Here is an 11131-nt window from a genome sequence, read left to right as displayed (position 1 = left end):
GCCGGCTGGTGGACGAACGCGGGTTGCCCGCCGACGAGGCGCGCGGCCGGGTCGCCTCCCAGGCCGACGACGAGACGCGGCTCGCCCTGGCCGACGTCGTGCTGGACGGCACCCGGTCGGTCGCCGAGCTCCAGGCGCAGGTGGACGAGCTGTGGGAACGGATCGCCCTGGAACGCAACGCCGAGGTCGAGGCCGGGGCTTGACCGCCGCCGACGCCGGCGCGACGGTGAGTGTCGGTGGCGCGTCGTAACGTTGGGGTATGCGTCCAGTAACTGATCTGCAGCGAACCGTCGCGCCGTTCGAGGTCATCTCCGACTACATCCCGTCCGGCGACCAACCGACCGCGATCGCTGATCTCACCAAGCGGATCCAGGCGGGCGAGAAGGACGTCGTGCTGCTCGGTGCCACCGGCACCGGCAAGTCGGCCACGACGGCCTGGCTGATCGAGAAGCTCCAGCGGCCGACGCTCGTGATGGCGCCGAACAAAACGCTCGCGGCGCAGCTCGCGACCGAGTTCAAGGAGCTGCTGCCCAACAACGCGGTCGAGTACTTCGTCTCGTACTACGACTACTACCAGCCCGAGGCGTACATCGCGCAGACGGACACCTACATCGAGAAGGACTCGTCGATCAACGACGAGGTCGAGCGGTTGCGGCACTCCGCGACCAGCTCGCTGCTGACCCGCCGCGACGTCGTCGTGGTCGCCTCGGTGTCCTGCATCTACGGGCTCGGCACCCCGCAGGAGTACGTGGACCGCATGGTTCGGATGTCCGTCGGGGACCACGTCGAGCGGGACGCCCTGCTGCGCCAGTTCGTCGCGATGCAGTACACGCGCAACGACATCGCGTTCACGCGCGGCACATTCCGGGTCCGCGGCGACACCGTCGAGATCATCCCGGTCTACGAGGAGCTCGCGATCCGGATCGAGTTCTTCGGCGACGAGATCGAGGCCATCCGGACGCTGCACCCGCTCACCGGCGATGTCGTGCGCTCTGAGGAGGACATCTACATCTTCCCGGCGACGCACTACGTCGCGGGCCCCGAGCGCATGGAGAAGGCGATCGGCTCGATCGAGGCCGAGCTCGAGGGCCGGCTAGCGGAGCTCGAGCGGGGCGGCAAGCTGCTCGAGGCTCAGCGGCTGCGGATGCGGACGACCTACGACATCGAGATGATGCGCCAGATTGGGTCCTGCTCGGGCATCGAGAACTACTCCCGGCACATCGACGACCGCGCGCAGGGCACCGCCCCGCACACCCTGCTGGACTACTTCCCGGACGACTTCCTGCTGGTCATCGACGAGTCCCACGTGACCGTCCCGCAGATCGGCGCGATGTACGAGGGCGACATGTCGCGCAAGCGGAACCTCGTGGACTTCGGGTTCCGGCTGCCGAGCGCGATGGACAACCGACCGCTGCGCTGGGACGAGTTCGTCGAGCGGATCGGGCAGACGGTCTACCTGTCCGCGACCCCGGGCAACTACGAGCTGTCGATGGCCGACGGCACCGTCGAGCAGATCATCCGGCCCACCGGGCTGATCGACCCGGAGGTCGTGGTCAAGCCGACCGCCGGGCAGATCGACGACCTGCTCGAGGAGATCCGGGTGCGGGCCGAGCGCAACGAGCGGGTTCTCGTCACGACGCTCACCAAGAAGATGTCCGAGGACCTCACCGACTACCTGCTGGAGAAGGACGTCCGGGTGCGCTACCTGCACTCCGAGGTCGACACCCTGCGACGGGTCGAGCTGCTGCGCGAGCTGCGCCTCGGCCAGTTCGACGTGCTGGTGGGCATCAACCTGCTGCGCGAGGGGCTCGACCTGCCGGAGGTCTCGCTGGTGAGCATCCTGGACGCCGACAAAGAGGGCTTCCTGCGGTCCGGCACCTCGCTGATCCAGACCATCGGCCGCGCGGCCCGTAACGTCTCCGGCCAGGTGCACATGTACGCGGACCGGATCACGCCGGCGATGGCCAAGGCGATCGACGAGACGTCGCGCCGGCGCGAGAAGCAGGTGGCCTACAACCTCGCCAACGGCATCGACCCGACGCCGCTGCGCAAGAAGATCGGTGACATCACCGACATGCTCAACCGCGAGGACGTCGACACGGCCGAGCTGCTCGCCGGCGGGTACCGGAAGCCCGCGCGCGGTGGGCGTGCGCCGGTGGGGCGCGGCGTCGGGGGGACGGGCGAGCCGCGCACACGGCTGGCGGGGGTGGCTGCCGGAGAGCTGGCCGAGCTCATCCAGGAGCTCAGCGACCAGATGCACGGAGCCGCCGCCGAGCTCCAGTTCGAGCTCGCGGCGCGGCTGCGGGACGAGATCTCCGGGCTCAAGAAGGAGCTGCGCCAGATGCAGGCTGCCACCGCCTGACCCGTCGGCGGCTTGGCCGACTGTGGCGGACGTCGCGTGGTGCTCGCCGCGCCGCCGTCGGCTGATGGCATACGCTTGAATCGTTGGGGAGTACTCCCGCGCGATGGTGTCGTCAGCACGGCCGACTCAGATGTCGGCCCGGTGCCATCGGTCCAGGTTGCGCGCGACCGGGCGGAGGAGACCTTCGGTACGCACTGCTCATACCGGAGGTTTGTCCGCATGCATGTGACCCCGCTCGTCTGGGTACTCTCGCTCGGCATCACCATCGCTCTACTTGTCATCGACGTCGTCTTCGTCGGCCGGCGCCCACGCATCCCGACGATGGCCGAGTGCCTGCGCTACCTCGGCCTGTACATCGGCCTCGCGGTGCTGTTCGGGCTCTGGGTATGGGCGACCCACGGCGGCCGGTACGCGGCGGAGTTCTACGCCGGCTGGCTGACCGAGTACTCCCTCTCGGTCGACAACCTGTTCGTGTTCCTGCTGATCCTGGCCAAGTTCGGGGTACCCCGGAAGTACCAGCAGACCGCCCTGCTGGTCGGCATCATCCTCGCGCTGGTCTTCCGCGGGATCTTCATCGGGATCGGCGCGGTCGCGATCGCGGAGTTCAGCTGGGTGTTCTACCTCTTCGGCGCCTTCCTGATCTGGACGGCCGTCAAGGTCGGCCGCGAGGGCGAGTCGGACGACGACGATTTCGAGCCACCCCTGCTGGTGCGCTGGGTGCAGCGCGTGCTGCCGTCGACCCCCGACTACCACGGGGTCAAGCTCACGGCCCGCGAGGGCGGCAAGCGGCTGATCACCCCGATGCTCATCGTCCTCGTGGCGCTCGGCGCGACGGACCTGCTCTTCGCGTTCGACTCGATCCCGGCGATCTTCGGCCTCACCAAGGAGCCGTACCTGGTCCTGATGGCGAACCTGTTCGCCCTGATGGGCCTGCGCCAGCTGTACTTCCTGCTCGGCAACCTGCTCACGAAGCTGGTCTACCTGAACGTCGGGCTCGCGGTGCTGCTCGGCTTCATCGGCGTCAAGCTCGTCCTGCACGCGATGCACGAGAACGAGCTGCCGTTCGTCAACGGCGGGTCGCCGATCGCCTGGGCGCCCGACCTGCCCATCGGGGTCTCGCTCGGCGCGATCGTCGGGATCCTCGCGGTCACCACGATCGCCAGCCTGGCCAAGTCCCGCCGCGACGAGCGCGCGGAGTTATCAAACTAGCCAGTCGGCTCGACGCCTGACCGTCGCTCCCGCGCCGGTCACCAGAACCCAAGCCGGTCACCAGCACGCAGACTGCGCACATCCCGCTCGACTGCGCACATCCGATGTGCGCAGCAGGCCGCGATGTGCGCAGTCTGCGGTTTCGCCGCCGCCGTCCGGGTCGGCGGTCAGCTGGTCCAGGGGCCGTAGACCTGGGTCCAGGCGCGCAGCTCGCGGGCCGCGATCAGACCGGCGTGCGCGAACGGGTCGTCGTCGAGCAGGGTCGCGGCGTGGTCGGCCGACTCCGCCGCGACGATCAGCAGCGCGCCAGGCACCCCGGCGGCGTCCTCGGCCAGCGGCCCCGAGGCCAGCAGCGACCCGGCGGCCTGCAGCCCCGAGAGGAACGCGCGATGCGCGGGCCGGACCTCGTCCCGGACCAACGTGCGATTGTCATACGTGTACTGGACAGCGAAAACAGTCATGCCCGCCATCCTGCCCCACCCCACCGGAGTCACCCGCCGCTGAACTCGGAGGCTTGCCTCGAACTCGGACACGGCAGTGTGCGAGTTCAGCACGAACCTCCGAGTTCGGCGGGCCGGTCTCGCCGGGGGTTTTCCCGTTTGGCTGGTGTCACCAGCCGCGGGTTCGCCATTCGGGGAGGTGGGCGCGTTCCGTGCCCAGGGTCGTGTCGTTGCCGTGGCCGGGGTAGACCCAGGTCTGGTCGTCGAAGTCGGCGAAGATGCGCGCCTCGAGGTCGTCCATCAGGCTGGTGAACGCCGCCGGGTCCGGCGTCTTGCCGGGACCGCCCGGGAACAGCGAGTCGCCGGTGAACAGGTGCACGCGGCCGGGTACCGCGCCGTCGGCCCCCGGATGCGTCGAGGAGGCGTGCTCGGGCTCGCGGTAGGCCAGCGCGACCGAGCCGGGCGTGTGCCCGCGCAGCGCGATGACCTCCAACGTGAGGTGGCCGACCGTGAGCACGTCACCGTGCCGGAGCAGCCGGGTCGTCGGCTCCTCGATCGCTTGGGCGTCGAGATCCCCGGCGGCGGTCGGCGCGCCGGTCACGGTGACGATCGATGCCAGGGCGCCGTGATGGTCCGGGTGCCGGTGGGTCGTCACGATGAGATCCAGCCGCGCCGCGCGGGAACCGTCCCGGACCAGGTCCAGCAGCCTGTCCGGTTCCGCGGCCGCGTCGATGAGCAGCTGGGCGCCGCTGGCGCGGCAGCTGAGCAGGTACGCGTTGTTGTTCATGGGCCCGACGGCGGCCTTGCGCACCACCACCTCATCGAGCTCGCGCACCGCGGCCGGGCCGCCGCGGACGACGTCGCCCGTGTAGCTCACAGCGCACCCCCGGCGGACGGCGTCTGGGCGGACGCCGACGCAGCGGCCGTCGACGCCATCGTCCGGCTCAAGGCGCAGTCGTGGCTGTACACCGCGCGCACCAGCGCGAGGTGAGACAGGGCCTGCGGGAAGTTCCCTGCCATCCGCCCGCCTCCGGCGTCGTACTCCTCGGAGATCAGCCCGACGTCGTTCACCAGCCCGGTCAGCCGGTCCAGCAGGCGCCCGGACTCCGCGACGTCGCCGGTACGCGCGACGGCGTCGGCCAGCCAGAAGCTGCACGCGACAAACGGGTGCTCGGCGCCGGCGAGGCCGTCGTCGGTGCGGTCGGTGCGGTAGCGGTGGACCAGGCCGTCGTCGACCTCCAGCTCGGCGCGAATGGCCGCCAGGGTGCCCAGAAAGTGTGGGTCGTCGGCGGGCAGGAAGTCGACCTGGACCATTTGGAGCAGCGCGGCGTCGGTGTGCTTCGCGCCGTAGTACTGGACGAAGGTGCCGAGGTCGGCGTCGTACCCGTGGGCCAGCACGTCCGCATGGATCTCGTCCCGCACCGCGCGCCAGCGCTCGAGCGGGCCCGCCCGGCCGTGCTCCTCGATCGCGCGCACGCCCCGGTCGAGCGCCGCCCAGGCCATGACCTTCGAGTGTGTGAAGTGCTGCGGGTCGCCGCGCACCTCCCAGATGCCGCGGTCCGGGTCGCGCCAGCGGCGCTCCAGGTCCTCGACGAGCTTGCGTTGCAGGGACCAGCTGTCGGTCGTGTCCTCGAGACCGGCGTCCCGCGCCATGTGCAGGGCGCACATCACCTCCCCGAGCACGTCGTTCTGAACCTGCTCGACGGCCGCGTTCCCGATCCGGACCGGGCGCGATCCCGCGTAGCCCGGCAGGTGGGTCAGCTCACGTTCGGGCAGGTCGCGCCGCCCATCGACGCCGTACATGATCTGCAGGTCGCGCGGGCTGCCGGCGACCGCACGCAGCAGCCAGTCCCGCCAGGCGGTCGCCTCGCTGCGGTAGCCGTACTCGAGCAGCGCCTCGAGCGTGAGCGCCGCGTCGCGCAACCAGCAGTACCGGTAGTCCCAGTTGCGCTCGCCACCCGGCTGCTCGGGCAGCGACGTCGTCGGCGCCGCGACGATGCCGCCCGTCTCGGAGTCGGTGAGCATCTGCAGCACGAGGAGCGAACGCACCACGATCGCGCGGTACGAGCCGTGGTACTCGCAGCTGAGCGCCCAGTCGGCCCAGCGCGTGCGGGTCTGGTCCAGGCGCTTCTGGATCGGCACGCGCTTGGGCGCGGGATCCCAGGAACGGGTCCAGGTGACGGCGAACTCGACGCTCTCACCGGCGGCCAGGTCGAACACGTCGCGGTGCCGGCGGCCCGCCGTCGCGATGGGCAGCCGGTCGGCCCGCAGCAGCAGGGCGTCCGGCCCCGCGATCGCGCGGATCGCCACGTTCCCGTCCGGGTCCTCGATGCGGCGCACCCACGGCACGTACGCGCCGTAGCCGAACCGCACGATCCACTCGTGCTCGACGGTGACCGTCCCGGACAGCACCTCCAGCCGGCGCACCAGGTCGGCGCGGCCGTCCCCGAGCGGCATCGCCTCGTGCACCACCGCGGTGCCCGACGGCGAGACGTAGGTCGTCTCGAGCACGAACGAGTTGCCGGAGTACCGGCGGGTGACCTCGGTCGCATCGGGCACGGTGAGCAGCCAGCGCCCGTGCTCCGGCCCGCCCAGGAGCGCCGCGAAGCACGCCGGCGAGTCGAACGACGGCAGGCACATCCAGTCCACGGACCCGGTCCGGGACACCAGCGCCGCGGTCTGGCCGTCGCCGAGCACGGCGTAGTCCTCGATCGGTGTCGACGGCAGGGGCGTGTGGTTCACGCCCGTAGGGGCGGCGGCGATCGCGCTGACGCGCTTGCGAGGGGGCACCCGAGCCAGTCTGCCCCCCGTAGCGACGCGCCGACATGTCGAAAGTGAGTTCGAACAGGTGTACGTATCACCGGATTCGCCGTACCATGGGCCAGGTGAACGATCGACTGGTAGTGCAGGGTGCGCGCGAGCACAACCTCCGGAACGTGGACCTCGATCTCCCGCGGGACAAGCTCATCGTCTTCACGGGTCTGTCGGGGTCCGGCAAGTCGTCGCTGGCCTTCGACACCATCTTCGCGGAGGGGCAGCGTCGCTATGTCGAGTCGCTGTCCGCGTACGCGCGGCAGTTCCTCGGGCAGATGGACAAACCCGACGTCGACTTCATCGAGGGGCTCTCGCCCGCGGTGTCGATCGACCAGAAGTCGACCAACCGCAACCCGCGGTCGACCGTCGGCACCATCACCGAGGTCTACGACTACCTGCGCCTGCTGTTCGCGCGCGCGGGCACCCAGTTCTGCCCGCAGTGCGGCGAGCGCGTCCAGGCGCAGACCCCCCAGGCGATCGTCGACAAGCTGCTCGAGCTGCCCGAGGGCACCCGGTACCAGGTCCTCGCGCCGGTGGTCCGCGGACGCAAGGGCGAGTACTCCGAGCTGTTCAAGGAGCTCCAGGCCAAGGGCTTCTCGCGGGCCCGGGTCGACGGTGCGGTCGTCCAGCTGACCGAGCCGCCCGCGCTGGAGAAGAAGCTCAAGCACGACATCGAGGTCGTCATCGACCGGCTCGCCGCCCGCGAGGGCGTGCAGCGGCGCCTGACGGACTCCGTCGAGACCGCGCTCGGCCTCGCGGGCGGCCTGCTCGTCGTCGAGCTGGTCGACGCGGACGCCGACGACCCGGAGCGCGAGCGACGGTTCTCCGAGCACCGTTCGTGCCCGAACGACCACCAGCTCGCGCTCGAGGAGATCGAGCCGCGCACGTTCTCGTTCAACGCGCCGTACGGCGCGTGCCCGGAGTGCACCGGCATCGGCAGCCGCCTCGAGGTCGACCCCGACCTGGTGATCCCGGACGACGAGCTGTCCCTCGCCGAGGGTGCGGTCGCGCCGTGGTCGCAGATCTCCTCGGAGTACTTCACACGGGTGCTCTCCGCCCTCGCGGGCGACCTCGGATTCTCGATGGACGTGCCGTGGCGCGGCCTGCCGCAGCGCGCGAAGGACGCGGTGCTGTTCGGTGAGAACCACGAGGTCAAGGTCCGCTACAAGAACCGGTGGGGCCGCGAGCGGCAGTACTCGACCGGGTTCGAGGGCGTGATCACCTTCCTGCAGCGCCGGCACGGCGAGACCGAGTCGGACTGGAGCAAGGAGAAGTACGAGGCCTACATGCGCGAGGTCCCGTGCCCGGTCTGCGAGGGCGCCCGGCTCAAGCCCGAGGTGCTCGCCGTCCGCGTCGGCGGCGCCTCCATCGCCGAGGTCTGCGCGCTGCCCCTGCGCGAGGCCCGCGACTTCCTCGACCGGCTCGAGCTCGGTGAGCGGGAGCGGGCGATCGCCGAGCAGGTGCTCAAGGAGATCCAGACGCGGCTCGGCTTCCTGCTCGACGTCGGGCTGGACTACCTCTCCCTCGAGCGTCCCGCGGGCACGCTGTCCGGCGGCGAGGCGCAGCGGATCCGGCTCGCGACCCAGATCGGCTCCGGCCTGGTCGGGGTGCTGTACGTGCTGGACGAGCCGAGCATCGGCCTGCACCAGCGGGACAACCGCCGCCTCGTCGAGACGCTGACCCGGCTGCGGGACCTGGGCAACACGCTGATCGTCGTCGAGCACGACGAGGACACCATCCGGTCCGCCGACTGGATCGTCGACATCGGTCCGGGCGCGGGCGAGCACGGCGGCAAGGTCGTGCACTCGGGCGACCTCGCGGGCCTGCTCGCCTCCGAGGAGTCCCTCACCGGCGCGTACCTCTCCGGTCGCCGGTCGATCCCGATGCCCGCCGCGCGGCGCGCGGTCGACCCCGACAAGATCCTGACCGTGGAGGGGGCCCGCGAGCACAACCTGACCGGGATCGACGTGTCGTTCCCGCTCGGCACCCTGGTCGCGATCACCGGGGTCTCCGGCTCGGGGAAGTCCACCCTGGTGAACGCGATCCTGTACACCGTGCTCGCCAACGAGCTGAACGGGGCACGCCAGGTTCCCGGGCGGCACAAGCGGGTGACCGGCATGGAGCACCTCGACAAGGTCGTGCACGTCGACCAGGGCCCGATCGGGCGCACCCCGCGGTCCAATCCCGCCACCTACACCGGGGTCTGGGACCACGTCCGGCGGCTGTTCGCCGAGACGACCGAGGCCAAGGTGCGCGGCTATCTGCCGGGCCGGTTCTCGTTCAACGTCAAGGGCGGGCGCTGCGAGGCGTGCTCGGGCGACGGCACGCTGAAGATCGAGATGAACTTCCTCCCGGACGTCTACGTCCCGTGCGAGGTGTGCCACAGCGCGCGGTACAACCGCGAGACGCTCGAGGTCCACTTCAAGGGCAAGACGGTCGCGGACGTGCTCAACATGCCGATCGAGGAGGCCGCGGAGTTCTTCGCCGCGGTGCCCGCGATCTCCCGGCACCTGCGCACGCTGGTCGACGTCGGGCTCGGGTACGTCCGGCTCGGGCAGCCCGCACCGACGCTCTCCGGCGGCGAGGCGCAGCGCGTCAAGCTCGCCGCGGAACTGCAGAAGCGGTCCACCGGCCGGACCATCTACGTGCTCGACGAACCGACCACCGGGCTGCACTTCGAGGACATCCGCAAGCTGCTGGGCGTGCTGCAGTCCCTGGTCGACAAGGGGAACAGCGTCCTGGTCATCGAGCACAACCTCGACGTGATCAAGAACGCGGACTGGGTCGTCGACATGGGTCCCGAGGGCGGCAGCGGCGGCGGGATGGTGGTCGCCGAGGGCACGCCCGAGCACGTCGCGACGATCGAGGCCAGCCACACCGGTCACTATCTCGCGGGCGCGCTCAAGGACGGGCCCCCGGTCGCCGCGGCGAGCAACGGCACCGCCGCCCGGAACGGAACTCCGGTCGCCGCGGCCGGCGCCGTCGCCAAGCGCAAGGCCCCCGCGCGCAGCGCGAAGGCCCGCGCGGCGGCCAAGGCGAGCTGAGCGCTCGGCTCACAGAGGCGCTGCGCGCGGGCTCCGCGCGCTGCGCCCGGGTGCGCAGCGCCCCGGTGCGCAGCGCGGGGCTCAGTGCAGAGCGCTCAGGGCTTCCGAGACGAACGGCGCCGGCTCGAGCAGCACCGGGAAGTTGACCGACCGCGAGATGAAGCAGTGCTCGTGGGCGAGCTTGTGCAACGACGCGAGGCGCGCGTCGGTCACCGGCCGGTCGTCGGAGACCACGCCGTCGGTCCCGGCGGGGCGCGGGGTGGTCCGGACGGTGACCCGGGGTCGCAGCACGACCTCGATGAACTGTCCGGCACCCGCCGACTCGACGCGCATCGTGCCCGCGGCCTCGTCGGAGTACCCGACGACGACCACGCCGTCGCGTGCCGCCATGTGCAAGAACCACAGCATGTGGCACTGCGACAGCGACGCGACGAACAGCTGCTCGGGGCTGTAACGCGCCGAGCTGCCGTGGAAAGCGGGGTCGGCGGACCCGAGCAGGACGGGACGGCCGGGGATCACGACGTCGTGATCGCGGCCGTAGGCGGTGTAGCTGGTCGTACCGGTCTCCCCGGCGCCGGTCCACGTGAGATCGACGGCGTAGGAGTGCAAGATTCCCATCTGCGCACGGTATACGCACCGGGCATGATGGGTGGGTGCCTCGGTCTGTCGCGCCCATCGTCCGGCGGGGATCGCTGCGCGCGATCGCCCAACCGGCCCTGATCGCCGCCGATCTGCTGCTGCGCCCCTGGCGCCCCGACGACGACGGCGACGTCGCGGCAGTGATCGCGGCGTTCGCCGACCCGGAGATCCAGCGCTGGGGAGCGCGCGACATCCGGGACGCCGATCGGGCCCGCGCGTGGCTGCGTCGCTGGGACACCGGCTGGGCGGCCGAGACCGACGCGTGCTGGGCGGTTGCGCGGGACGGCGTGGTGATCGCGCGGGTTGCGCTGCGCCGGCTCGACATGCACCTGCACTCCCGGTCCGACCCACCCCACCACCCCAAAACCCCGCAACGTCCGAGCGTTGACGTCCTATATGATCCGCCCCGGGTTTCTCGGACAGTGGGCTAAATTAGCCCACCGAGACGAGGAGACTGAGAGATGGCACGAGTTAGAAGGAACTTCTCGCCGGAGTTCCGCGACGAGGCAGTGAAGTTGGTGATCGACTCGTCGCGTCCCACCGCGCAGGTCGCGCGCGAGCTCGGAATCGGTGAAGCGACGCTCGGCAATTGGGTGAACAAGTACCGCCGTGACCACGCTGGC

Annotated in this window: 10 protein-coding genes; 6 read left to right on the top strand and 4 right to left on the bottom strand. The window is 70.6% G+C overall.

Annotated features, from left to right (window positions below):
- The 3 genes from VIM26_RS09180 to VIM26_RS09170 form a co-directional block, all read left to right on the top strand.
- Nucleotides 1-203: dephospho-CoA kinase (locus tag VIM26_RS09180; RefSeq protein ID WP_414696465.1), on the top strand; the 203-nt coding region annotated here is incomplete at its 5' end.
- Between the two features lie 56 nt (nucleotides 204-259).
- Complete coding sequence (uvrB, locus tag VIM26_RS09175) at nucleotides 260-2362, top strand: excinuclease ABC subunit UvrB (protein ID WP_331950363.1); 2103 nt, start codon at nucleotides 260-262, stop codon at nucleotides 2360-2362.
- A 219-nt stretch (nucleotides 2363-2581) separates the two neighbouring features.
- Nucleotides 2582-3571, top strand: coding sequence for a TerC family protein (locus VIM26_RS09170; RefSeq protein WP_331950361.1), 990 nt, complete (start codon nucleotides 2582-2584; stop codon nucleotides 3569-3571).
- A 167-nt stretch (nucleotides 3572-3738) separates the two neighbouring features.
- On the opposite strand, the gene VIM26_RS09165 is transcribed toward VIM26_RS09170, so the two are convergent.
- From VIM26_RS09165 to VIM26_RS09155, 3 genes are all read right to left on the bottom strand, one after another.
- Nucleotides 3739-4032, bottom strand: coding sequence for a YciI family protein (locus tag VIM26_RS09165; protein WP_331950359.1), 294 nt, complete (start codon nucleotides 4030-4032; stop codon nucleotides 3739-3741).
- A gap of 148 nt (nucleotides 4033-4180) precedes the next feature.
- The gene (locus VIM26_RS09160; protein ID WP_331950357.1) at nucleotides 4181-4888 is read right to left on the bottom strand and encodes an MBL fold metallo-hydrolase; all 708 of its coding nucleotides are present in this window, start codon (nucleotides 4886-4888) and stop codon (nucleotides 4181-4183) included.
- Entirely contained in the window at nucleotides 4885-6753 is a 1869-nt protein-coding gene (locus VIM26_RS09155; protein ID WP_331950367.1) for a glycoside hydrolase family 15 protein, read from the bottom strand. Before VIM26_RS09155 ends, VIM26_RS09160 begins: the two co-directional genes overlap by 4 nt.
- Nucleotides 6754-6887: 134 nt before the next feature.
- Between VIM26_RS09155 and uvrA the strand changes: the two genes are divergently transcribed.
- Nucleotides 6888-9869, top strand: coding sequence for an excinuclease ABC subunit UvrA (gene uvrA / locus VIM26_RS09150; protein ID WP_331950355.1), 2982 nt, complete (start codon nucleotides 6888-6890; stop codon nucleotides 9867-9869).
- Between the two features lie 81 nt (nucleotides 9870-9950).
- On the opposite strand, the gene VIM26_RS09145 is transcribed toward uvrA, so the two are convergent.
- Entirely contained in the window at nucleotides 9951-10487 is a 537-nt protein-coding gene (locus VIM26_RS09145; protein ID WP_331950353.1) for an OsmC family protein, read from the bottom strand.
- A 35-nt stretch (nucleotides 10488-10522) separates the two neighbouring features.
- Between VIM26_RS09145 and VIM26_RS09140 the strand changes: the two genes are divergently transcribed.
- Nucleotides 10523-10939 carry a GNAT family N-acetyltransferase gene (locus tag VIM26_RS09140; RefSeq protein WP_331950351.1) on the top strand — a complete coding sequence of 139 codons (417 nt, stop codon included), beginning with the start codon at nucleotides 10523-10525 and terminating at the stop codon, nucleotides 10937-10939.
- Nucleotides 10940-10969: 30 nt separating this feature from the next.
- Nucleotides 10970-11131 (top strand): transposase (locus VIM26_RS09135; protein WP_331950365.1); only part of this gene is annotated, 162 nt, incomplete at its 3' end.

The sequence above is a fragment of the Pengzhenrongella sp. genome (genome assembly GCF_036565025.1).
Taxonomy (GTDB): Bacteria; Actinomycetota; Actinomycetes; order Actinomycetales; family Cellulomonadaceae; genus Pengzhenrongella.
Note: the sequence above shows the minus strand (reverse complement) of the source record. Positions and strands in the feature narration are given on the sequence as shown.

Coding starts and splice junctions, on each gene's coding strand:
- uvrB (WP_331950363.1), top strand. CDS start 260: ATGCGTCCAGTAACTGATCTGCAGCGAACCGTCGCGCCGTTCGAGGTC.
- VIM26_RS09170 (WP_331950361.1), top strand. CDS start 2,582: ATGCATGTGACCCCGCTCGTCTGGGTACTCTCGCTCGGCATCACCATC.
- VIM26_RS09165 (WP_331950359.1), bottom strand. CDS start 4,032: ATGACTGTTTTCGCTGTCCAGTACACGTATGACAATCGCACGTTGGTC.
- uvrA (WP_331950355.1), top strand. CDS start 6,888: ATGGGCCAGGTGAACGATCGACTGGTAGTGCAGGGTGCGCGCGAGCAC.
- VIM26_RS09145 (WP_331950353.1), bottom strand. CDS start 10,487: ATGGGAATCTTGCACTCCTACGCCGTCGATCTCACGTGGACCGGCGCC.